At 72.5% G+C, this 23,165-nt stretch carries 21 protein-coding genes; 12 read left to right on the top strand and 9 right to left on the bottom strand.

The window, feature by feature from the left end:
• Window positions 1–69 precede the first annotated feature (69 nt).
• Window positions 70–570, top strand: coding sequence for a DUF456 domain-containing protein (locus V5O40_RS14125; RefSeq protein WP_332905852.1), 501 nt, complete (start codon window positions 70–72; stop codon window positions 568–570).
• Window positions 571–786: 216 nt separating this feature from the next.
• Here the strand turns inward: V5O40_RS14125 and V5O40_RS14130 are convergent, their stop codons facing one another.
• Entirely contained in the window at window positions 787–1,449 is a 663-nt protein-coding gene (locus tag V5O40_RS14130) for a Crp/Fnr family transcriptional regulator (protein WP_332905853.1), read from the bottom strand.
• Window positions 1,450–1,508: 59 nt separating this feature from the next.
• On the opposite strand from V5O40_RS14130, the gene V5O40_RS14135 reads away from it, so the two are divergent.
• The 5 genes from V5O40_RS14135 to V5O40_RS14155 all read left to right on the top strand — a co-directional run bounded on the left by V5O40_RS14135 (window position 1,509) and on the right by V5O40_RS14155 (window position 9,364).
• Window positions 1,509–1,817 carry a YciI family protein gene (locus V5O40_RS14135; RefSeq protein ID WP_332905854.1) on the top strand — a complete coding sequence of 103 codons (309 nt, stop codon included), beginning with the start codon at window positions 1,509–1,511 and terminating at the stop codon, window positions 1,815–1,817.
• Between the two features lie 46 nt (window positions 1,818–1,863).
• Window positions 1,864–3,228 carry a glutamine synthetase family protein gene (locus V5O40_RS14140; RefSeq protein WP_332905855.1) on the top strand — a complete coding sequence of 455 codons (1,365 nt, stop codon included), beginning with the start codon at window positions 1,864–1,866 and terminating at the stop codon, window positions 3,226–3,228.
• A gap of 118 nt (window positions 3,229–3,346) precedes the next feature.
• Entirely contained in the window at window positions 3,347–4,702 is a 1,356-nt protein-coding gene (locus V5O40_RS14145) for an aldehyde dehydrogenase family protein (protein ID WP_332905856.1), read from the top strand.
• 2 nt (window positions 4,703–4,704) lie between these two features.
• Window positions 4,705–5,472, top strand: coding sequence for a 3-oxoacyl-ACP reductase (locus V5O40_RS14150; protein WP_332905857.1), 768 nt, complete (start codon window positions 4,705–4,707; stop codon window positions 5,470–5,472).
• Between the two features lie 172 nt (window positions 5,473–5,644).
• On the top strand, window positions 5,645–9,364 hold the full coding sequence (locus tag V5O40_RS14155) for a SpoIIE family protein phosphatase (RefSeq protein ID WP_332905858.1): 3,720 nt from the start codon (window positions 5,645–5,647) through the stop codon (window positions 9,362–9,364).
• A gap of 24 nt (window positions 9,365–9,388) precedes the next feature.
• Here the strand turns inward: V5O40_RS14155 and V5O40_RS14160 are convergent, their stop codons facing one another.
• A complete protein-coding gene (locus V5O40_RS14160) occupies window positions 9,389–9,703 on the bottom strand; it encodes an STAS domain-containing protein (protein ID WP_332905859.1) in 315 nt (104 codons plus the stop codon).
• A 94-nt stretch (window positions 9,704–9,797) separates the two neighbouring features.
• Between V5O40_RS14160 and map the strand changes: the two genes are divergently transcribed.
• Together map and V5O40_RS14170 are read left to right on the top strand one after the other, a co-directional pair.
• Complete coding sequence (gene map / locus V5O40_RS14165) at window positions 9,798–10,655, top strand: type I methionyl aminopeptidase (RefSeq protein WP_332905860.1); 858 nt, start codon at window positions 9,798–9,800, stop codon at window positions 10,653–10,655.
• Entirely contained in the window at window positions 10,652–11,368 is a 717-nt protein-coding gene (locus tag V5O40_RS14170) for a VIT1/CCC1 transporter family protein (RefSeq protein WP_164445668.1), read from the top strand. Before map ends, V5O40_RS14170 begins: the two co-directional genes overlap by 4 nt.
• Window position 11,369: 1 nt before the next feature.
• On the opposite strand, the gene V5O40_RS14175 is transcribed toward V5O40_RS14170, so the two are convergent.
• From V5O40_RS14175 to V5O40_RS14205, 7 genes are all read right to left on the bottom strand, one after another.
• Window positions 11,370–12,089, bottom strand: a complete 720-nt coding sequence (locus V5O40_RS14175) for a nucleotidyltransferase domain-containing protein (RefSeq protein ID WP_332905861.1) — start codon at window positions 12,087–12,089, stop codon at window positions 11,370–11,372.
• Between the two features lie 96 nt (window positions 12,090–12,185).
• Window positions 12,186–12,665 carry a nitroreductase family deazaflavin-dependent oxidoreductase gene (locus V5O40_RS14180; RefSeq protein WP_332905862.1) on the bottom strand — a complete coding sequence of 160 codons (480 nt, stop codon included), beginning with the start codon at window positions 12,663–12,665 and terminating at the stop codon, window positions 12,186–12,188.
• Window positions 12,666–12,693: 28 nt separating this feature from the next.
• On the bottom strand, window positions 12,694–15,417 hold the full coding sequence (locus tag V5O40_RS14185; RefSeq protein WP_332905863.1) for an FtsX-like permease family protein: 2,724 nt from the start codon (window positions 15,415–15,417) through the stop codon (window positions 12,694–12,696).
• Window positions 15,414–16,232 carry an ABC transporter ATP-binding protein gene (locus V5O40_RS14190; RefSeq protein ID WP_332905864.1) on the bottom strand — a complete coding sequence of 273 codons (819 nt, stop codon included), beginning with the start codon at window positions 16,230–16,232 and terminating at the stop codon, window positions 15,414–15,416. Before V5O40_RS14190 ends, V5O40_RS14185 begins: the two co-directional genes overlap by 4 nt.
• Window positions 16,229–16,810, bottom strand: a complete 582-nt coding sequence (locus V5O40_RS14195; protein WP_269739336.1) for a PadR family transcriptional regulator — start codon at window positions 16,808–16,810, stop codon at window positions 16,229–16,231. The genes V5O40_RS14190 and V5O40_RS14195 overlap by 4 nt, the downstream gene beginning before the upstream one ends.
• A gap of 86 nt (window positions 16,811–16,896) precedes the next feature.
• Complete coding sequence (locus V5O40_RS14200; RefSeq protein ID WP_332905865.1) at window positions 16,897–17,328, bottom strand: ferritin-like domain-containing protein; 432 nt, start codon at window positions 17,326–17,328, stop codon at window positions 16,897–16,899.
• Entirely contained in the window at window positions 17,325–17,777 is a 453-nt protein-coding gene (locus V5O40_RS14205; protein WP_332905895.1) for a hypothetical protein, read from the bottom strand. Before V5O40_RS14205 ends, V5O40_RS14200 begins: the two co-directional genes overlap by 4 nt.
• Before the next feature lie 219 nt (window positions 17,778–17,996).
• Between V5O40_RS14205 and rimP the strand changes: the two genes are divergently transcribed.
• From rimP to infB, 4 genes are all read left to right on the top strand, one after another.
• On the top strand, window positions 17,997–18,629 hold the full coding sequence (rimP, locus tag V5O40_RS14210) for a ribosome maturation factor RimP (protein ID WP_332905866.1): 633 nt from the start codon (window positions 17,997–17,999) through the stop codon (window positions 18,627–18,629).
• Window positions 18,626–19,669, top strand: coding sequence for a transcription termination factor NusA (gene nusA / locus V5O40_RS14215; protein ID WP_269739333.1), 1,044 nt, complete (start codon window positions 18,626–18,628; stop codon window positions 19,667–19,669). The genes rimP and nusA overlap by 4 nt, the downstream gene beginning before the upstream one ends.
• A gap of 16 nt (window positions 19,670–19,685) precedes the next feature.
• Window positions 19,686–19,994: a YlxR family protein gene (locus V5O40_RS14220; protein WP_269739332.1), complete on the top strand. Its 309-nt coding sequence runs from the start codon at window positions 19,686–19,688 to the stop codon at window positions 19,992–19,994.
• Between the two features lie 115 nt (window positions 19,995–20,109).
• Window positions 20,110–23,091 carry a translation initiation factor IF-2 gene (gene infB, locus V5O40_RS14225; protein ID WP_332905867.1) on the top strand — a complete coding sequence of 994 codons (2,982 nt, stop codon included), beginning with the start codon at window positions 20,110–20,112 and terminating at the stop codon, window positions 23,089–23,091.
• Window positions 23,092–23,165: the final 74 nt, after the last annotated feature.

Consider the following 23,165-nt stretch of genomic DNA (forward strand, 5'->3'; position numbering starts at 1 on the left):
CGGTGGACAATGCCCCTTCGCGACTGATGTGCCGAAGTCAACTGATGTGCCGAGCCAACGGGAGTCGACGTGAGCCTGACCGACACGGGTGCCGCGGTGTCGGTGATCACCGCGCTGGCCATCCTCGCCGGGTTGGCCGGGGTGGTGGTGCCCGGACTACCGGCGCTGCCGCTGTGCTGGGGCGGCGTACTGGTGTGGAGCCTGTTCGGCGAGGCCGGAACCGGTCGGTGGCTGGTGCTCGCCGCGGCGACGCTGGTCGCCGTGGCCGGCACCGTCGTCAAGTACGCCTGGCCCGGCCGCAACCTCAAGCGGGCCGGGGTGCCCACCCGGTCACTGCTCACCGGTGCGGTGCTCGGCCTGGTCGGCTTCTTCGTGATCCCGGTGGTCGGGCTGGTCATCGGCTTCATCGGCGGCATCTTCGCGATGGAGCGGCTGCGGCTCGGCGACACCCGACTCGCCTGGCCGGCGACGAAACAGGCGGTCGCGGCGGCGGGCCTGTCGATGCTTGTCGAGTTCCTCTCCGGCATGGTGATCGGTGCCCTGTGGGTGGCCGGTCTGGTGATGGCCTGACTGGGCGGCACCGGTGCTTACCGAAGCGGCGCGGGGCGGAGTCGGGGTACGGCGCGACGCCGTACCCGAGAGAGAGGTGACGCTTTCCCGCGCCGCCGCGGCGGCCGGGCCGTTCCGAGGGCCCGGTGGTCGGCCCGTCGCGATCGGGCCTGGTCACAGGGCTAAGGATGAGGCACACCCCGCCCGACCGGCAACGCAATTGCGACCCTGGCGCTCCTAGCTGCCGTCCCTGTCGGTGAGGCGACTCGGGTCCAACACGATGATGGCGCCGGGCTCGACCCGGATGGCGCCCGCGCCGACGAGAACCTGTAGCGCGCGGTTGACGGTCACCCGGGACAGCCCGATCTCCTCGCCCAGTCCCTGCTGCGCCCCGGGCAGAGTGATCCGGCTGCCCCGCGTACGCATGGATTCGGCGACCCAGGCGGCGACCCGCGTGACCGGCTGCGGCGCGGCGCGGCGGACCTGGGCCCGGCGTTCGCGGTTCACCTGGTCGGACAGGTGGCGTAGGACGTGGTCGCGGAGCGCCGGAACCTGGTCGATGAGATCTCGCAGGAGGCCCGCCGGTAGGAGGCGGATCCGGCAGGCGGTCGACGCGGTCCAGGTTGCCGTGTGCGATTCGCCGCCGAGTACGGCGGCCTTGTCGATCACGCATGGGCCGGTCACCGTCACGAATCGGACTCGCGAGCCGTGGCTGGTGTCATAGCCGGCCGAGAGCGTTCCGCGGATCACAACAACGAGGTGTCGGGCCGGCTCGCCGACGCGGGCGGCGGTGGCGCCCCGGGAAAGGTCGCGGGGCGGACACCTGGTGGCGAGCCACGCCAGGTGTGCCTCATCGAGCATCGAGAACAGCGGTACCGCCGCCAGTTCGACCTGGTCCATCTCGCGGAGCGTATCGCGGGATACAGCCGGACGACCGCCTGGTTCTTAGGCTCCTCGCCATGATCTGTGTGGAACTCTCCTTCACCGATGAACCTGCCCGGCTGGCGGCCCGGCCGGCCCACCGAAACCGGTTGCGGGCGCTGCACGAGCAGGGCGCACTGCTCCTCGCCGGCCCCTGGGACGGCGACACCGGTGCGTTGCTGGTCTTCACCGGCGACCGGGCGGAGGTCGATCGGCTCATGGCAGACGATCCCTACTTCACCATCGCCGGCGTCGACGTTGTCGCGGTGCGCGGATGGCGACCGGTCATCGGTCCCGGACGGTTTGCCGGGGGCGTGGATGGGGGTACGGGCGGAGCGTCCTGTTGACGGTGATCGGCTCGGGCCGGTAGACCTTGGTGATGGAGGCTCGCGGATGAGAAGGCCGCCACTCACGTTGGAGCAACTGCGGGTCGCCGTCGCCGAGGGCGAGATCGACACGGTGGTGCTGGCCCTTGTCGACATGCAGGGCCGGTTGCAGGGCAAACGGTTCCACGCCCCGTACTTCCTCGACCAGGTCGTCGCGAACGGCAGCGAGGGATGTAACTACCTGCTCGCCGTCGATGTCGACATGAACACCGTCGACGGGTACGCGATGTCGAGCTGGGAACGCGGCTACGGCGACTTCGCGATGAAACCGGACTTCGGCACCCTGCGCCGGGTGCCGTGGCAGCCCGGGACGGCACTGCTCCTGGCCGACCTGGAGTGGTTGGACGGCACCGGTCCGGTGATCGCCTCGCCGCGGCAGATCCTGCGCCGGCAGTTGGACCGGTTGGCCGCGCACGGGTTGACCGCGTACGCCGGCACCGAGCTGGAGTTCGTACTCTTCCGGGACTCGTACGAGCAGGCGTGGCGCAGCGGCTACCGGGAGCTGACCCCGGCGAACCAGTACAACGTGGACTACTCGTTGCTCGGCACCGCCCGGGTCGAGCCGCTGCTGCGCCGCATCCGTACCGAGATGGCCGGCGCGGGCCTGGTTCCGGAGAGCGCCAAGGGGGAGTGCAACCTCGGTCAGCACGAGATCGCCTTCCGCTACGACGAGGCGGTGGCCTGCGCCGACCACCACGTCATCTACAAGAACGGGGCGAAGGAGATCGCCGCCCAGGAGGGCATGTCGATCACGTTCATGGCCAAGCCGAACGAGCGGGAGGGCAACTCCTGCCACATCCACTTCTCGCTGCGGGACACCTCCGGTGGCTCGGCGATGCTCGGTGACGGGCCGGCGCACCTGAGCCCGACCGGGCAGCGGGTGCTCGCCGGGCTGCTCGCCACGATGCGGGAGATGAGCCTGCTCTTCGCGCCGAACATCAACTCCTACAAGCGTTACCAGCCGGGTTCGTTCGCGCCGACCGCGTTGCGCTGGGGCACGGACAACCGCACCTGCGCGCTGCGGGTGGTGGGCCACGGTCAGGGGATGCGGGTGGAGAACCGGGTGCCGGGTGCCGACGTGAACCCGTACCTGGCGATCGCGGCCCTGGTGGCGGGCGCGCTGCACGGCATCGAGAACGAGTTGGACCTGGCCGAGGAGTGCACCGGCAACGCGTACGACGACCCGAACGCCGAACGCGTCCCCGGCACCCTCCGCGACGCCCTCACCCTCTGGGAGGGCTCGACGGTCGCCCGCGACGCCTTCGGCGAGGAGGTGGTCGCCCACTACGCCAACATGGCCCGGGTCGAACTGGCTGCCTTCGACGCCGCCGTCACCGACTGGGAACTCACCCGTGGCTTCGAACGCCTCTGACCCCCACCACCCCACCTTCTCCGCGATCTTGCACTTTTGGTCGCTTAATTGGGATGTCATGTCGGGTTTGCCCCGACAGAAAGTGCAAGATCGCGAAGAGTGGGTGGGGTGAGGGTGGGTGGGTGAGGTATGGGATCCGGCTCGTGGGGTGGTGTTGAGGGAGGTTGCGGAGAGCTCGGTTGGGGATGTGGACGCGGCGGTTGAGCGGGCGGGGCGGGCGTTCGAGCGGTGGCGGTGGGTGAGTCCGGCGGAGCGGGGCCGGTTGTTGCGGCGGTTCGCGGCGGTGGTGGACGAGCACCTGGAGGAGTTGGCGCGGCTTGAGGTGGCCAACGCGGGGCACACCATCGGCAACGCGCGGTGGGAGGCGGGCAACGTCCGGGACGTGCTGGACTACTACGCCGGGGCGCCGGAACGGCTCACCGGGCGGCAGATCCCGGTGCCGGGCGGGCTGGACGTCACCTTCCACGAACCGCTCGGCGTGGTCGGGGTGATCGTGCCGTGGAACTTTCCCATGCCCATCGCCGCCTGGGGCTTCGCCCCCGCGCTCGCCGCCGGCAACACGGTGGTGCTCAAGCCCGCCGAGCTGACGCCGTTGACCGCGTTGCGGCTGGCCGAGCTGGCCGACCAGGCGGGTCTGCCGGAGGGCGTGTTCACCGTGCTGCCCGGGCGGGGCGACGTGGTCGGCGAACGGTTCGTCAGCCACCCGGCCGTCCGCAAGATCTGCTTCACCGGCTCCACCGAGGTGGGCACCCGGATCATGGCCGGCTGCGCGAGCCAGGTGAAGCGGCTCACCCTGGAGTTGGGCGGCAAGTCGGCGAACCTCGTCTTCGCCGACGCCGACCTGGAGCGGGCCGCCGCGAGCGCGCCGTACGCGGTCTTCGACAACGCCGGCCAGGACTGCTGCGCCCGGTCCCGGCTGCTGGTGCAGCGCGGGGTGTACGACCGCTTCCTCGAACTGCTCGAACCGGCGGTACGCGCCTTCCGGGTGGGTGACCCGGCCGACGAGCGTACCGAGATGGGACCACTGATCTCGGCCGGGCAGCGGGACCGGGTCGCCGGGTACGTCGAGGATTCGCGGGTGGCATTCACCGGTGCACGGCCCGACGGCGCCGGCTACTGGTACCCCCCGACGGTGCTGCTCGCCGACTCGCCCGGGGACCGCCACTGGCGGGAGGAGATCTTCGGCCCGGTCGTCTCGGTGCTGCCGTTCGAGGACGAGGCCGACGCCGTCCGGCTGGCCAACGACACCGAGTACGGTCTCTCCGGCTCGATCTGGACCCGGGACGTGGGCCGGGCGCTGCGGGTGGCCCGGGCCGTCGAGGCCGGCAACCTGAGCGTCAACTCCCACTCCTCGGTGCGGTACTGGACGCCGTTCGGCGGGATGAAGCGCTCCGGCCTGGGCCGGGAACTGGGGCCGGACGCCCTGCACGCGTTCACCGACGTCAAGAACGTCTTCGTCAGCACCGAGGAGTGAGCATGCAGGGACGGTTGCGGGACCGGGTGGCCGTGGTGACCGGGGCGGCCAGCGGTATCGGGCTGGCCACCGTGCGGCGGTTCGTCGCCGAGGGGGCCCGGGTGGTCTGCGTCGACGTCGACACCGAGGCCGGCCAGCGGGCCGCCGACGAGGTGGGCGGGAGTTTCGTCGCGGCCGACGTGTCCGACGAGGCGGCGGTACGCGACCTCTTCGACGGGGTGGTCGAGCGGTACGGACGGGTGGACGTCGCCTTCAACAACGCCGGCATCTCCCCGCCGGACGACGACTCCATCCTGGAGACCGGGCTGGACGCCTGGGAGCGGGTGCTGCGGGTCAACACGACGAGCGTCTACCTCTGCTGCAAGCACGTCATCCCGCACATGCGCCGGCAGGGCCGGGGGTCGATCATCAACACCGCCTCCTTCGTGGCGTTGATGGGCGCGGCCACGTCGCAGATCGCGTACACCGCGAGCAAGGGCGGGGTGTTGGCGCTCACCCGGGAACTCGGCGTGCAGTTCGCCCGGGAGGGCATCCGGGTCAACGCCCTCTGCCCGGGACCGGTGGCCACGCCGCTGCTGCGCGAGCTGTTCGCCGCCGATCCGGAGCGCGCCGCCCGCCGGCTGGTGCACGTGCCGATGGGTCGGTTCGGTGAACCGACCGAGATCGCCGCCGCGGTGGCCTTCCTGGCCAGCGACGACGCCTCGTTCATGACCGCCGTGCAGTTCGTCGTCGACGGCGGCATCACCGGCGCGTACGTCACTCCTCTGTGATTACGCGTGCACGAGAGGTGACGACTTCCGGTCGCTCGCGCCGTCACCGCGCTCACCTGGAGCTGAACAGCGTCCGAACCGTCGGATGCGTTACGTTGCTGATCCGTCTGGGTAGAAGGCGGATCAGGGCATGGTGATCGGGCGCGGTGTGGGACACGGCCGGGGAGGCTGCATGAACTCGGCCCAGGGGGGCGTGGACGGTGGTCAGCCGTCCGCAGCGGAAAGTGGGACGTCGCCGCTGCTCGCGGCGGCATTCGCGGGTGGCGGCGAGATGGGCGCCCTGCTGCGTGACCGCGACTGGTCGGCGAGTCCGCTCGGTCCACCGGAGCGCTGGCCGACCTCGCTGGGCAACGCCGTCAGCACGATGCTCGCCTCGAAGGCGCAGATCGCCATGTTCTGGGGCGAGGACCTGCGTGCCTTCTACAACGACGCCTACCGGCCGACCATCGGCGACAAGCATCCCGCCGTGCTCGGCGAGCCGGCCCGGGACCACTGGGCGGAAACCTGGGACGTGCTCGGGCCGCTGCTGACCGGCGTGCTGCGCAGCGGCGAGGCGTACCAGGCCCGCGACCACCACTTTCTGCTGGATCGACACGGCTTCGTGGAGGACGTCTACTTCGATGTCTCGTACGATCCGATCCGCGACGTCGACGGCACGATCAGCGGGGTGCTCTGCATCTGCAGCGAGACCACCGGGCGGGTGCTCGGCGAACGCCGGCTGCGGGCGCTGGCCGAACTCGGCTCGGAACTGGCCGATCCGGTGCGCAGCGCGGAACTCGGCCAGGTCGCGGCGGCGGTGCTCGACCGGCATCGGGCCGACCTCCCGTTCGGGCTGCTCTACCTGCGCGACGACGACGGACGTCTGCGCCTGGCCGGGGTGAGCGGAGCCGTCAGCGTCGCCGCTGATCCGCCCGCCCCGCTGCGGGAACTGGGCGCGATCGGCGCCGCAACGGCGGTGGCCACCGCCGAGCTGCTCGGCCGGGTTCCGCCCGATGCCGCCGACGAGGCGGTGGTGCTGCCGATCAGTGCGACCAACGACCCGGCCGGGGTGCTGGTGCTGGGCGTGACCCGGCGCCTGCCGATCACCGAGGACTACCGCACGTTCCTCGAGCTGGTCGCCGCGCAGATCTCCCGGGCGGTCGGCAAGCAGCGGGCGTACGAGCAGGAACGGGCCCGCGCCGCCGAGCTGGCTGCCCTGGACCTCGCCAAGACCAACTTCTTCGCCAACGTCAGTCACGAGTTCCGCACCCCGTTGACCCTGGTGCTGGGCCCGTTGGAGGACCTGCTCGCGGACCCGGGGCTCAGCGAGGACCACAACCAGCGGCTGACCGTGATGCACCGCAACGCGTTGCGGCTGCTGAAGCTGGTCAACACGGTGCTCGACTTCTCGCGGCTGGAGTCCGGGCGGCTGGTGGCCCACTACGAGCCCACCGACCTGGCCGACTACACCTCCCGGGTGGCCAGCACGTTCCGCTCCGCCACCGAACGCGCCGGCCTGCGGCTGGTGGTGGACTGCCCGCCACTGGCCGAGCCGGTCTTCGTCGATCCGGACATGTGGGAGAAGATCGTCCTCAACCTGGTCTCCAACGCCCTGAAGTTCACCTTCGAGGGTGAGATCAGCATCCGGGTCCGCGCCGTCGACGGTGCCGCGCAACTGGAGGTCTCCGACACCGGGGTGGGCATCGACGCGCGGGAACTGCCGCACGTGTTCGAGCGGTTCCACCGGGTGCCGGGAGTGCGTTCCCGCAGCCACGAGGGCACCGGGATCGGCTTGGCCCTGGTGCGCGAACTGGTCGAGATGCACGGTGGCCGGGTCAGCGCCACGAGCCAGGTCGACGTCGGCAGCACCTTCCTGGTCACCGTCCCGTTCGGTGTCGGGCATCTGCAGGCCGACCGGGTGGCCGATGCCGAGCACGCCGCGCACGCCATCCGCGAGCCACGGCAGGCCCCGCTCTTCGTCGCCGAGACCGTGCAGTGGACCGCCGGCGCTGTGGCGACCGCGTCCCGCCCGGCGTCGACCGACGACTCGCCCGTGCCGGCCGCCGACGCCGCGACGCAGCGGGCGCCCCGGCCCCTCGCCGTCGTGCCCGCCGGTCGCGTGCTGGTCGTCGACGACAATCCGGATCTGCGCGAACACGTCACCCGGTTGCTCGTGCCCACCTGGGAGGTGAGTACCGCCGCCGACGGGGTGGAGGCGCTGCGCCGCGCCACCGAGAGCGCCTTTGATCTGGTGTTGACCGACGTGATGATGCCGCGCCTGGACGGCTTCGGGTTGGTCGCCGCGCTGCGCGCGGATCCGCGTACCCGGTATGTGCCGATCGTGCTGCTCTCCGCCCGCGCCGGCTCGGCCGAGGAGGTGGCCGGGTTGTCGGTGGGTGCCGACGACTACCTCACCAAACCGTTCTCCGGGCAGGAACTGATCGCCCGGGTCCGGGCGAACATGGCCCTCGGGCAGCTACGTAACCAGATCATCCGCCGGCTGCGTGCGCTCGCGGACGCGGCGGTCGCGGTCAACACCGCCCGGTCCACCGCCGACGTGCTCCAGATCGCCGCCCGGCACGCGTTGAGTCTCGCCGAAGCCGTCCGGGTGGTGGTTTCCGCCGGTGGCACGCGCTACGAGGCCGACGCCGGCGGGCCCAGCAGCGCCGAGCCGTCCTTCGTCCTGCCGCTGACCGGGGTGGCCGACCAGCCGCTCGGTGAGCTGCGGGTGTGGCATCCGACCGCGGAGAGCGCCGACGCCGACGAGGCCGCGTTGACCCAGCTAGCCCGCCTGGTCGGGGTACGCATGGAGAACGCACAGCTCTACGAGGCCGAGCACCGCATCGCCACCACCCTCCAGCACAGCTTCCTGCCCCGTAGCCTGCCGCAGCTGCCCGGGGCCGTGGTGGCCAGCCGCTACCTGCCGGGCAGCGCGGACGTCGAGGTGGGTGGTGACTGGTACGACGTGGTGGCCCGGGACGACGACGAACTCATGCTGATCATCGGTGACGTGGTCGGCAAGGGGGTGCCGGCGGCGGCGGCCATGGGCCAGCTGCGCAACGCGCTGCGCGCGTACGTGCTCGAGGGTTTCGATCCCGGCGAGTCGTTGACCCGGCTGAACCGGCTGGTGGGCTCCACCGAGCAACGTTCGTTCGCGACGGTCTTCTGCCTGTGGTTCAGCCCCCGGACAGGTCGACTGCGCTACGCCAGCGCGGGGCACCCGTCGCCGCTGCTGATCCGGGGCGACGACGTGGCGTTCCTGCACGGCCGGGCGCTCGGGCCGCCGGTCGGTGCCATCGCGGGCACCGAGTACGAGACCGTCTCCGGTGAGCTGCGGGCCGGTGACCGGCTGCTGCTCTACACCGACGGCCTGATCGAGGACCGGCAACTGGGCATCGACGACTCGCTGGCCCTGCTGCGCGCCGACGCGGCCCGCTCCGGCGAGCACGTGGCCGACCTGATCGACGCGGTGGTGGCGCGGGTCGCCGGCCGGCCCCGCCGGGACGACGTCGCGGTGCTGGCCCTGGAGGCGGTCGAACTCAACCGGTTCGCGCTGCGGCTGCCCGCCGACCCGACCCGGCTGAGCGTGCTGCGCAAGCGGCTGGAGGACTTTCTCGTCGCACACCGGGTGGGCGAGACGGACCTGTTCGACCTGACCGTGGCGGTTTCCGAGGCGGCGGCGAACGCCATCGAGCACCCGGTCGACCCGGTGGAACCGGTGATCGAGATCGAGGTGCGGATCGAGGACCGCACGGTGGTGGCGACGGTGTCGGACAGCGGGCAGTGGCGGGAGTCGACCGGCTCGGGCTTCCGGGGTCGCGGACTGTCGCTGATCCGGGCACTCGGGGATCTCTCGGTCGAGCACACGCCCCAGGGGACCCGGCTCACCCTGCGCCGCGTGCTGACCGGCTGACCGCGCGGCCAGCGGTGGTCGCGGTCAGGCCGGATGCAACCAGGGTTGACTTCCCAGACCGGCGATCTCCAGCACCCGGCTGACCTGCCGGGACGGCAGGACCGTCAACGCGTCCGGATAGTGGCCGGCCAGCCGGACCACGGCGTGAATCGCCGCCGAGTCGAAGAAGGTGACCGCCCGCAGGTCGAGAGTCACCCGACCGGCCGGCTCGCGCAGCACGGTCTGGAGCATGGTGTCGGCGGTGGCCATGTCGACCTCGCCGGTGACCACCACGCTCAAATGATCACCAACGGTCTCCGCGTCGGCGGAGAAGACGGGAGGTACGCCCCCTTGATCCACGCAGACACCTTGACACAGTGCTTGTGGTAGGGCAACAACCGCTCGCGACGACCGGTGGCGGGGGTCACTGACCGGGCGGCGATAGGCTTGCGTCATGACCGTCCGTGCGCCGCTGACCCCCGGCACGCTCTCCCCGTGGCGGCCGGTGCCCGCCCACATCGCCCGCCCGGAGTACGTCGGCAAGAAAGCCCCCCGACCCTGGCGGGGGTCGCACGTGCAGACCCCGGAGACCATCGAGAAGATGCGGCTGGCCGGCCGGATCGCCGCCCAGGCGGTGCAGTTGGCGGGGGAGCACTGCAAGCCCGGCGTGACCACTGACGAGATCGACCGGGTGGTGCACGACTTCCTCGTCGACCACGACGCCTACCCGTCGACCCTGGGCTACCGGGGCTTCCCGAAGTCCTGCTGCACCAGCCTGAACGAGGTGATCTGCCACGGCATCCCCGACTCGACCGTGCTCGTCGACGGCGACATCATCAACGTCGACGTCACCGCGTACATCGGGGGCGTGCACGGCGACACGGACGCGACGTTCTGCGTCGGCGAGGTGGCCGAGGAGAACCGGTTGCTCGTCGAGCGGACCCACGAGGCGATGATGCGGGGGATCCGATCCGTCGCCCCGGGGCGACAGATAAACGTGATCGGCCGGGTCATCGAGTCGTACGCAAAGCGCTTCGGCTATGGAGTGGTCCGTGACTTCACCGGCCACGGCATCGGCGAGTCCTTCCACAGCGGGCTCTACGTGCCGCACTACGACAGCCCGCGCCCCACCGACGTGATGGAGCCCGGAATGACCTTCACCATCGAGCCGATGATCACTCTCGGCACCTACCAGTACGACCTGTGGGACGACGGCTGGACCGTGGTCACCAAGGACCGGAAGTGGACCGCCCAGTTCGAGCACACCGTGCTGGTGACCGAGGACGGCCACGAGATCCTGACGCTGCCGTGACCGAGACCCCGGCCGCACTGCGCGAGCACCACCACGCCGACGTGTCCGGCGGCTGGCTGCGCCCGGCCGTGTTCGGGGCCATGGACGGCCTGGTCACCAACATCGCCCTGATCGCCGGCGTCGGCGGCGGCGGGGTCTCGCCCCGCACCATCGTGCTCACCGGCACCGCCGGCCTGGTCGCCGGCGCCATCTCGATGGCGCTCGGCGAATACACGAGCGTGCGGTCCGCAAACGAGCAGATCGCCGCGGAGGTGGCCAAGGAACGCCGGGAACTTGAGCGTCACCCGGAGGCCGAGGCCCGCGAGCTCGCCGACATGTGGGTCGCCCGGGGGCTGCCCGAGCACCTCGCGATCCAGGTCGCCGAGGCGGTACGCCGCCACCCGGAGCAGGCGCTGCGGATGCACGTGCAGGAGGAACTGGGCGTCAACCCGGACGAACAACCGAACCCGTGGGCGGCGGCGCTCTCGTCGTTCCTCTGCTTCTCCGTCGGGGCACTGGTGCCGCTGCTGCCGTACCTGTTCGGCGCGACCAGCCTGGCGCTCGCCCTGGCGGTCGGCGGGCTCGGGCTCTTCGTCGCCGGTGCGATCGTCTCCCGGTTCACCAACCGCCGGTGGTGGTCCGGTGGGCTGCGCCAACTGCTGCTCGGCGCCGCCGCCGCGGTGGCGACGTACCTGATCGGTGCGCTGATCGGGGTCCAGGGCGGGCTCGGCTGAGTCAGCCGTCGAACAGGTCGTCGATGGTGCCGTCGACCGGGCGGCCACGGGCGGTGAGCTCCGCCGACTGGCGGGCCAGCACGGCACCCACCTCGGTCATGTCCGCCCCGGCCAGCCCGGTTCGCCGTACCGCGTCGCCGGGATCCCGGAAGTAGGTGCGGCTGAGCAGCCCGCTGACCGTGGCGGCGCCGAGCCGTGCCTCGCCGAGCATCAGCAGGGCCTGGTCCGTCTCGTACCACTCGGCCAGCCGGGCCGCCCGGGCATGCGCGGCGCTGCCCCGGTACCAGGCCCGGCGGGCGGCCGAGGTGAACTCGGCCGGGCGGGCCCGGGCCAGCCGGCCGAGGTGCTCGTCGCGCAGCGTGGCGAGCCATCCGGTCGGATCGTGCAGCGCCCGCGTGGTCACGTATCGGTCGGCGGTCAGTGGCCACCGGCTGGTCAGTTGCCGCGCCTGGCGCAGCCGCTCCTCGGCGGCGACGACGGTCAGGTCGACAAGCACACCGTCCACCCGGCGGGTCGCCGGCGGCGGTCCGGTGCCGGGCCGGTAGGTGGCCACCAGCAGCCCCACCTCACCGTCGCCACCGCCGTCGTCGTCGCCGTGCGCCAGCGGACCATGGACCGCGACCGCGAGCACGTCGGCCGGGAACCGTCGCCGGACGGCCGCGGCGACCCGCTCGGCCACGTCCCACCGGGGATCGTCCCGGTGCTCCTGGACACCGTCCACGCCGACCACCCCGCGTTCGCGCCACCCACAGTGACCTGTCGGTCACCGCACACCCTAACGTCTGTGCCGGAGTCTGCGGTCGAACCGAGGCCGGGCTCAGGTGTGGCGGCCGGGGTCGGGCACGAGCCGGAAGATCCGGATCTGGCGGCCACCGGCCCGCGCCACGTACGTCTCGTAGGCCGGCCACTGGTCGACCAGCAGCCGCCACAGCCGGTCGCGTTCGGCGCCGGTGGCCACCTCGGCGCGTACCGGGATCCGACGGCCCTTGACGTCCACCTCGGCCCGCGGTTCGGCGAGCAGGTTCAGCGACCACGCCGGCTGGTGGGTCTGGCCCCAGTTCGACCCGACCACCACGTACCCGTCGCCGTCGGGCACGTAGAGCAGCGGGTTGCTGCGTGGCCGACCAGACCGGCGACCGGTCGTGGTGATCACCAACGACGGTACGAGCCCGAGGGCGACCACCCGGCCCCGGGTCAGCCGCCCGACGGCCCGGTCGACGGGTACCAGCAGCCGGACGGTGGCACCGAACCATCGGTACCGGCCGACCCGGCGGGTGAGGCTTCCCAGCACGGACATCCGCACAGTCTGGCGGGTCGGGTGCCGGTCAGTCCAGACGGCGTTCCACCGGTAGCCGGGACCGGGTGAGCAGCGCCGCGCCGAGCATCGCCACCAGCGGCACCACCACCAGCACGCCCAGGGTCAGCCAGGGCATCACCAGCGGAAAGGGCGGTTCGATCGGCCATCTGTCGGCGTACCGCTGGTTGGTGAAGGCCAGCACGATCAGGGCCGAGGCGAGTCCGGCGACGATGCCCAGCGCCGAGCCGAGCACCGCGATCACGCCAGCCTGGCAGAGCGAGAGCAGGCGGCGTACGCCCGGTCCCGCACCCACCGCGGCGAGGGTGGACAGGTCGGCCCGTCCCTCGGCGGCGGCCAGCCCGGTGGCGATGCCGGCGGCGCCGACGGTGACCACCGCGGAGACCGCCGCCAGCAACAGCAGCAGCGGCCGGGTGTCGTCGTAGTCCCGGTTCCGTTCCACCGAGACCCCGGCGGCGCCCAGCGGGCGGAGTGCGGCGGCGAGGTCGTCCTGTCGTTGCTGGTCCGGTGGCTGCCGGGCGTCCAGCGCCCAGCCGACCTGCCAGGTCGCCAGCCCGAGCCGGTCGGCCGCGACGGGCGAGAGCAGCAGCCAGTGCTCACCGAGCCCGGTGTGCAGCGCGTGTCCGGGCACGGTGGCGATGTCCGCGGGCCGGGTCTCGTCCCCGTGTTCGACCCGGAGATCCAGGCGGTCGTCGTGGAGGAAGCGGGCGTCGGTTATCACCGCACCGCCCGCGCGCAGCGTGGCGGTGGCGGCCGCGACGTCGGCCGGTGCGACCCCGGTCAGCAGCCGCAGCGCGGTGCCGTCGTCCACGGCCACCCGCAGGTACGGGCCGTGCGGTTCGTGGTCGTGCTGGCAGCGCGGGTCGGCCCGGGCCAGCAGCTGGTCGGCCGCGCTGAGCGGCTCGTACGGCTGCCAGGGGCAGACCCGCTCGGCAGGCATGGTCGCGGTGATCGTGCAGGCGTAGAAGTCCGGCGAGCAGCCGGCCGCCACCAGCGGAGCGATCGTGTCGGCACCGAGCAGCCGCCGCGCCGGGCCGCTGATCTCGTCGAGGTTGGGCGGGCGGTCCGTCGCGGGATCGCCGCTGGTGGTGACCAGCACGGTGCGCTCCGGCAGCAGCGCCCGGTTCTGCTGCTCGTTGCGCGCGTCGTCGCTGGCCAGGAAGAGCCCGAGGGCGACGCTGCCGGCGACCGCGGCCATCACGGCGGAGATGGCCGGCGCGGCCGACGCACGGTTGCGGCTGGCGTCGCGTACCGCGATCCGGGGCGCCAGCGGGAGGAACCGACCGAGCCGGGCCAGCAGTCCGACAAGCGTCGGGGTGGCGAACACCAGCCCCAGTTCGCCCATGACCAGTCCGGCGAGGATGACCGACTGCGAGGTGACGACCGCACCGATCGCGGCCACGACGGTGCCGCCGGCGGCCAGCGCGACGCCGATGCCCAGCCACCGGCGCCGGTGGACGGGCGGGGTACGTCGTCCGGCGAGCCCGGCCACCACGTCCTGCCGCGCGGCCGTCCACGCCGGTGCCAGTGCGGCCAGCACCCCGGCCAGCACCGCGACAAACGCGATAACGACCAGGGCGGCGGGCCAGACGCGGTAGCCGCCGAACCGCTGCGAGAAGATGAACTGCTCGACCAGGGGGCGGCCGGCGAAGGCGGCGGCGATGCCGAGCGCGATCCCGGTCACGGCGCCGACTCCGCCCAGCACCACGCCGTCGGCGAGCACCACCCGGCGCAGCTGCACCGCATCGCCACCGGCCACCGCGACCAGAGCCAGTTCCCCTCGCCGACGGCGCACTCCGACGGCGAACGCGGGCCCGACCAGGAGCACCACCTCGAGCAGACCGAGCCCGCCGATCAGCACACCGGTACTGACCTCCTCCAGGCTCATCCGGCCGGTGGACGAGTCGACGTGCTGGGGCAGCTTCCCGGGCGGAGCGGGCACCCGGGCGGCCACCACGACACCGTTACGGTTGAGGTGCCGGAAGAGGTCGTCGGTGAGCGGGCCGGACAGGTCGGCCAGGAACGCCTCGTCGGGATTGGTCTCCACCGGCGCCCCGGCGGGGTGCAGGAGGACCATCGGGGTCAGTTGCTCGGGGAGTTCGGCGACGCCGACGACCGTCCAGGTGCGGCTGCCGTCCGCGGCGGCTACCCGGCCTCCGACGTCGACGCCGAGGCTGCGTCGGGCGGCCAGATTCACCGCGATCTCGTCGGCGGCGGCCGGTACCCGGCCCCGGTGGACCCGGGCCAGGCCGCGCCCGAGGGGGTCGGTCAGGTCGATCACGGTGGCGGCGATGTCGTCCCGGATCCGGTCGCCCTGCCAGGCACCGAACGGCACCCAGCGACGCACCGGCAGTACCCGGCTGCCCTCCGGCAGCAACGCGGCGACGTGTTCCGCGGTGACCTCGGCGGTGGGCGGCTGGTCCCGGTCGCCGGAGGTCCAGCCGCTGCCGTCGGAGTTCTGCTCGACCGGACCGCGTCCCACCACCCGAAGTTCCGCGTCGGCGTTGCCGAGCCGGCGTTCCATCTGCTCGCCCGGCGTCAGCCGCGCCATGTCGACGCTGACCGCGACGAAGCTCAACGCCAGCACCGGCAGGACGATCATCGCCAGCACCAGGGTGGTGCGCCCGCGCGCCCGCCTCGCCTCCCGTCGGGCGATACGCAGCGCCGCCCGCCACGAGCCGAGCGCCTCGGCCAGCCGCCCGCCGCCGGTCGGCCCGGTCGGTCGACCGCTCACCGACCGCTGCCGCTGAGCAGGGCCTCCACGCCGGCCAGCGGGGCGGTCGAGTCGACCGTCACGCCGTCGCGCAGGAAGACCACCCGGTCGGCCCAGGCGGCGTGGCGCGCCTCATGGGTGACCAGTACTCCGGCGGCCCCGGCGTCGACCCGGCGGCGCAGCAGTCGCAGCACCGCCTCCCCGGTCTGCGAGTCCAGCGCCCCGGTCGGTTCGTCGGCCAGCACCAGTCGCCGCTGCCCGACCAACGCCCGGGCGATGGCGACGCGTTGCTGCTGGCCACCGGAGAGCTGGTCCGGGAACCGGTCACCCAGCTCCGACAACCCCACCTCGGTCAGTGCGTCCAGGGCCAGACGGCGGGCCGCCCGTACCCCGGTGCCGTCCAGTTCGAGGGGGAGGGCGACGTTCTCCACGGCGGTCAGGCTGCCGATCAGGTTCAGGTTCTGGAAGATGTACCCGATGCGGCGGCGGCGCAGCCGGGCCAGCCCGCGCCGGTCGAGGGCGTGCAGCGGCTGCCCCTCGACGTGCACCTCACCCGCGGTCGGGCTGTCCAACCCGCCGGCCAGGGTGAGCAGGGTGGACTTGCCGGAGCCGGAGGGGCCCATCACGGCGACCAGCTCGCCGGGGCGCACGGCCAGGCTCACCCCACGCAGGGCGTGTACCGCCGCCGGGCCGCTGCCGTGCGTGCGATGCACGTCACGCAGGTCGAGTACGGTGTCGCCGGTCGGGGCGGGGACGGCCTGGTCGGGGGCCGCCGCGGAGTTGGACGCGGCTCGCGGGTCGGGGGCGGCCGGCATCCGTCCGCCGCCGGTGGTCACCGTCGTGCCTCCTCACCACTGTGGCCCACCGCCTCGGAGAGGGGCGCTGGGCCGGCGGCCGGGGGGCGGTGCCGTACCAGACTGCTCTCACAGTGGTCGAGCCAGCGCACCTCGGCCTCGGCCTGGAACACCATGGCGTCCAGCACCAGCCGCCACGGCAGGTCCTCCGGCCGGTCGCTGGCGTACTTCAGCCTGGTCAACTCCTGCAGCGTCCGCATGGTGGCGGTCCGTTGGGTCTGGACCACCGAGCGGACGTCCACCCCGGGGGTGGTCAACGCCAGCGCCAGCTTGATCGCCAACTCGTCGCGCGGGCGGTCGCTGCGGCTGATCGGGGTGGCGAACCACAGGGCCAGGTCCGCCCGCCCGGCGTCGGTGATCTCGTACGGCCGTTGGCCGGCTTCGCTCTCCGGCAACGACCTGACCAGCCCGTCCCGCTCCAGCCGGGACAGGGTCGTGTAGACCTGCCCGATGTTCAGCGGCCAGGTGGCGCCGGTCGACTCCTCGAAGGCGGCCCGGAGCTGGTAGCCGTACATCTGCCCGCGTTCGAGCAGGGCGAGCAGGCCGTGGCGGATGGACATGGACCGGAGTATGCATACCTGGTATGCGGACCGCAACCGGCGCGGACGTGAGTTCGACTACGCCCGGGTCGGTCCGCCGGGCCGGTTCAGCTCGGCCGGCCCGGGAACGGCACGGTCAGCGGGGTGATTCCGGCGCTGCGCCGCCAGCGGGTCGCCCGGACCGCGTACTCCACCAGGGCGGCCAGGGCCCGATCCCGATCGGCGCCGGTGCTGACCGGCAGCGCCGCCCGCCAGAAGGCCGCGGTACGTTCCTCCACCTGCACGGCGAGCCGCAGGGCACTGGCCCGGTCGGTCACCGGGAAGGGCAACGCGTACCCGGGTCGATCCGGCGGAACGCTGCCGCCGTCGGTGCTCAGCCGCACCACGAGCGCGTCCCGGCGAGCCCGGTGGGCGGCCTCCGCCTCCGCCGCGGCCTTGCGTTCGGCCCCGCTGAGTCGTACCCCGACGGGGCCGTAGGCCCAGATCGCGGCGTACTCGGCGGTGAGGGCGGCGGCGAGCGCCTCGGTGGATGCGCTCATCGCAGCGCCTCCAGGTGCGTGGCGCGGGCGGCGGCGACCGACCCGAGCAGCGCGACGCGCTCGGCGGGCGCCGCGGCGCAGGCCCGGATCGCCGCCTCCCGGCCGGCGCGCTCGGACCTGCGCAGTGCGGCGAGCGTCGCCGAAGGATCCGTCGACGGCGCGGCTGACGGGGTCGCCGTGGGCGCGGCGGAGGCGGTCGCCGCACCGGTCAACCGGGCTATCTCCGTGGCGTGCGACTCGTGCGACTCGGCGAGCGGCAGCAGCCGGGCGGCCAGGTCGGGGTGCGCGGTGGCGGCGGCGCGCAGCCCGGCCGCGAGCTGTCGGGACTCGTCCAGCAGCGGCGCGAGCGGATCGGGCGGCGGCGGTGGCTCGTCGCGGTCGAGCAGGCCGCAACCGGCCAGCGGAGCGGCGGCCCCACCGAGCGCCACCAGCGCGCCGGCCCGTAGCAGACCGCGTCGGGAAAGCTCGGAGGCGTCGTCCTGCCGCGTCGTTCTGCCCATCGCCACCGGACAAGTCAACACCATCGCCGTGCGGTGTGTCCGGCGGTGGCGTCGGTGCGCCGCCCGGGCCCTCGTCCCGGCGGCGCGTTACGCTCTGCGCAGCCACCGGCGCGTCCGCACCGGTGGCGTGCCGGCATGGCGTCGGCGAGCAGCGGAAGGGTTCTTCGGATGACGCAGCGTGGCCGTGCCACCAGGACGACGGGTCGACCCCGCGGTGGCCAGGCTGCACGCGCGGGCCAGACCTCCCGCGGTGACCTCGCCGCGCGCCGCGAGCGGCTGCGCTCGGTGATCGCGCCCGTGGTGCAGGCCGCCGGCTACGACCTGGAGGATCTCACCGTCTCCCGAGCCGGCCGCCGGCACGTGGTGCGGGTGATCGTCGACGCCGACGGTGGGATCAACCTGGACGCGGTGGCCGACGTGTCGCGTGCGGTCTCCACCGCGCTGGACGCGGCGGAGGAGAGCGGCGGCGACATCGTCGCGGGGGAGTACCAGCTCGAGGTCAGCTCGCCGGGGGTGGACCGCCCGTTGACGCTGCCCCGGCACTGGCGCCGCAACGTGGGGCGGCTGGTTCGGGTGACCGTACGCGCTGACCCGCCGTCCGGTGGCGACCGGCAGGTCACCGGCCGGGTGGTCGACGCCGACGCCGAGCGCGTGGTGTTGGAGACCGACACCGACCGTACGCAGTGGGCCTACGCCGACCTCGGCCCGGGCCGGGTGCAGGTCGAGTTCACCCGACTGGACGAGTTGGCCGAATCAGAAGACGTCGACGACGATGACGATGTGGAGGACGAGGAGAGGTGAACATCGACCTCGCGGCCCTGCGCGCACTGGAGCGCGAGCGGGAGATCCCGTTCGACACGATCCTCGCGGCGATCGAGACCGCGCTGCTGACCGCGTACCGGCACACCGAGGGTGCGCAGTCGCACGCCCGGGTGGAGATCGACCGGAAGACCGGCGCGGCACTTGTCTACGCCCAGGAGCTGGGCACCGAGGGCACCGTGGAGCGGGAGTGGGACGACACCCCGCACGACTTCGGTCGGATCGCTGCCATGACCGCCAAGCAGGTGATCCTTCAGCGGCTGCGGGAGGCCACCGACGAGGTGCACTTCGGTGAGTACGTCGGCCGCGACGGCGACCTGGTCACCGGGGTGGTGCAGGCGCACGAGGCACGGGCCGAGAAGGGCATCGTCACCGTCGACCTGGGCAAGCTCGAGGGTGTGCTGCCGCAGTCGGAGCAGGTGCCGGGCGAGCGGTACACCCACGGCGAGCGGATCCGCTGTGTGGTGGTGCACGTGGCCAAGGGAATGCGTGGCCCGCAGATCACGTTGTCCCGCACGCACCCGAATCTGGTGAAGAAGCTGTTCGCCCTGGAGGTGCCGGAGATCGCCGACGGAACGGTCGAGATCGGTGCGATCGCCCGTGAGGCGGGTCACCGTACGAAGATCGCCGTGCGTTCCACCGCCGCCGGGGTCAACGCCAAGGGCGCCTGTATCGGTCCGATGGGCCAGCGGGTCCGGGCGGTGATGAGCGAGCTGCACGGAGAGAAGATCGACATCATCGACTGGTCGGACGACCCGGCGACCTTCGTCGGCAACGCGCTCTCCCCGGCCAAGGCGTTGCGTGTCGAGGTGGTCGACCTGGCCAACCGGGCCGCGCGGGTGACCGTTCCGGACTTCCAGCTGTCGCTCGCGATCGGACGCGAGGGGCAGAATGCCCGACTTGCTGCCCGACTGACCGGTTGGCGGATCGACATCCGCTCCGACGCCGAGCCGGCCGCCCCCGCCGGGCAGGCTGCGGCTGATCACGTCCGGGAACCGGGCGGAGCGGTGTCGGGTAGCTAGGGGTAGACTTCCACCAGTGGCACGACGCGCGCTGCCGGAGCGCACCTGTGTGGGTTGTCGACGGCGCGCACCGGCCAGTGAACTGCTGCGGATCGTCGCGATTGGCGACGAGGCTGATGTCAGCCTCCGACCCGATCCGACCCGCACGCTGCCGGGTCGGGGAGCGAACATGCACCCGGATCCGGCCTGCTTCGCGCAGGCAGTGCGGCGTCGTGCCTTCGGGCGCGCGCTGCGCGTCGCCGGGGTTCCGGATGACGGGGCCCTCGCGGAGTACCTGACGCGTCAACCACCACGTCCGGTCACCCGACCGGACGAGGGCCGCTAGCAAGGTAGGACGACCGACATGAGCACACGATGAAGTCCCAGAAATGATCAGGCTTCAAGTGCACGAGTGAGGTCGCTGCGGGTGCTGCCCGCACGACCTCGGAGTGAGGAGTGCAGTGGCAGGTAAGGCCCGCGTACACGAGCTTGCAAAAGAGCTCGGGGTCGAAAGCAAGACCGTACTCGCCAAGCTCAAGGAGATGGGCGAGTTCGTCAAGTCCGCGTCGAGCACCGTCGAGGCGCCTGTCGCCCGACGGCTGCGCAACGCCTTCGTCGCCTCGGGCGGCTCCGGAGCCCCGGCGGCCGCGCCGCCGGCCGCACCGGCTCCGACGGCGGCACCGACCCCGTCGCCGACCCCCGGCGAGCCTCGGGTCACCGCCAAGCCGACGCCGCCACGGCGTCCGGCGGTGCCCGGGCCGAAGCCGAAGGGTCCGGTGCCCGGTCCGCCGCCGCCGGCGGCCCCGGTCGCCAAGCCGGCGAGCGCTCACGACATCGAGGTGGCCGCCGCCGAGGCGCGTGCCGCCGCCCTGAAGGCTGAGCAGGAGGCCGCGGTCAAGGCCGCCCAGGCCGCCCGCCAGCAGCAGCGGGACAACGTCCGCCGGGAGCCCCCGGCCGACGGTGCCGCCCGTCCGGGTCCCCGACCCGGTCCCGGCGCGATGCCGCCCCGCCCGGGTTCCCCGGCCGCGGGTCGTCCCGGTCCCACCAACCCGGGTCCGGGTGGCCGGCAGGGTCGCCCGCCGGCGCGCGGCGCCGGTAACAACCCCTTCGGCATCCAGGGCAGCCAGCAGCAGCGGCCGCCGGCCGCCGGTGCCGGTGGTTCCCGGCCCAGCCCGGCGTCGATGCCGCCGCGGCCCAGCCCGGCCTCGATGCCACCGCGGCCCAGCCCGGCCTCGATGCCGAGCCAGCGGCCGGGTCGCCCCGGTGGCCCGGGTGCCGGTCGTGCCGGTGGCGGCGCCGGTCGTCCCGGTGGCGGCGGTGGCGGTGGCTACCGTGGCGGCCCCGGTGGCGGCGGCGGTGGTGGCGGTTACCGTGGCGGTCCCGGTGGCGGCGGTGGCGGTGGCGGTGGCTACCGTGGCGGTCCCGGTGGCGGCGGCGGTGGCGGCGGATTCCGCCCGGGTGCGCCGGCCGGTGGCGGCGGTCGCCCCGGCGGCGGCGGTCGTGGCCGTGGCGGTGGTGCCGCCGGTGCCTTCGGGCGTCCGGGCGGCAAGCCCACCCGTGGTCGCAAGTCCAAGAAGCAGCGCAGACAGGAGTTCGACAACCTGTCGGCTCCGACCATGAGCTCGGGTGCCCCCCGGGGCCAGGGGCAGACGGTGCGCCTCTCCCGTGGCGCCTCGCTGTCGGACTTCGCTGACAAGATCAACGCCAACCCGGGTTCGCTGGTCCAGGAGATGTTCAACCTGGGCGAGATGGTCACCGCGACCCAGTCGTGCTCCGACGACACGCTGCTGCTGCTGGGCGAACACCTCGGCTTCAACGTGCAGATCGTCAGCCCGGAGGACGAGGACCGCGAGCTGCTCGCGCAGTTCAACATCGACCTCGACGCCGAGGTCGCGGAGGACCGCCTGGTCAGCCGGGCACCGGTGGTGACCGTCATGGGTCACGTCGACCACGGTAAGACCAAGCTGCTCGACGCGATCCGCAAGGCGAACGTCGTCGCCGGCGAGGCCGGAGGCATCACCCAGCACATCGGTGCCTACCAGGTCCACGTCCCGCACGAGGGCGAGGACCGGGCGGTGACGTTCATCGACACCCCGGGTCACGAGGCGTTCACCGCCATGCGTGCCCGTGGTGCCCAGGTGACGGACATCGTGATCCTGGTGGTCGCGGCCGACGACGGTGTCATGCCGCAGACCATCGAGGCGTTGAACCACGCCAAGGCGGCCGAGGTGCCGATCGTGGTCGCGGTCAACAAGGTCGACAAGCCGGAGGCGAACCCGGACAAGGTCCGCCAGCAGCTGACCGAGTACGGCCTGGTCGCCGAGGAGTACGGCGGCGAGACCATGTTCGTCAACGTGGCCGCGAAGCCCGGCATCGGCATCGAGGAACTGCTCGAAGCGGTGCTGCTCACCGCCGACGCGTCGTTGGAGCTGACCGCTCCGACCGACGGGCCGGCGCAGGGTGTGGCCATCGAGGCGCACCTGGACAAGGGCCGTGGTGCGGTCGCGACGGTGCTGGTGCAGAAGGGCACCCTGCGGGCGGGCGACTCCATCGTCGCCGGTGGGGCGCACGGCCGGGTCCGGGCGATGCTCGACGAGAACGGCAACCAGGTCACCGAGGCGGGTCCGGCGCGTCCGGTCATGGTCCTCGGTCTGACCGCGGTGCCGGGGGCGGGCGACACCTTCCTCGCCGCGGCGGACGACCGCACGGTGCGGCAGATCGCCGAGCAGCGGCAGGCCCGCCGGCGGGCGGCGGCGTTCGCCAACTCCCGTGGCCGGGCCACCCTCGAGACGCTCATGGAGCAGCTCAAGGAGGGCGAGAAGACGTCGCTCAACCTCATCCTCAAGGGTGACGTCTCCGGTTCGGTGGAGGCCCTGGAGGACGCGCTGTTCAACCTCGACATTCCCGAGGAGGTCCAGCTCAAGGTCCTCGACCGGGGCGTCGGCTCGATCACCGAGAGCAACATCATGCTCGCGAGCGCCTCGTCCGAGCCGGTCACGATCATCGGCTTCAACGTGCGGGCCTCGAACAAGGTCCGTGAGATGGCCGACCGCGAGGGCGTGGAGATCCGGTACTACACCGTCATCTACCAGGCCATCGAGGAGATCGAGGCGGCGCTCAAGGGTCTGCTCAAGCCGGAGTACGAGGAGGTCGAGCTCGGCACCGCGGAGATCCGCGACGTGTTCCGCTCGTCCAAGATCGGCAACATCTCCGGTTGCATCGTCCGGTCGGGTGTCATCCGACGGAACGCGAAGGCGCGCCTGCTGCGCGACGGCACGGTCGTGGCGGACAACCTCACGATCAGCTCGCTCAAGCGGTTCAAGGACGACGCGACGGAGGTCCGGGAGGGCTTCGAGTGCGGTCTGACCCTGGGTGGTTACAACAACGTCCAGGTCGGCGACGTGATCGAGACCTTCGAGATGCGGGAGAAGGTTCGCGCCTGATCCTGCGGTGACGCACTGGTCAAGGGGTTTACGCCGGTCGGCGTAAACCCCTTGATCATGTGGGGTGGGGTGCG

It is taken from the genome of Micromonospora palythoicola (genome assembly GCF_036689795.1).
Classification (GTDB): domain Bacteria; phylum Actinomycetota; class Actinomycetes; order Mycobacteriales; family Micromonosporaceae; genus Micromonospora; species Micromonospora palythoicola.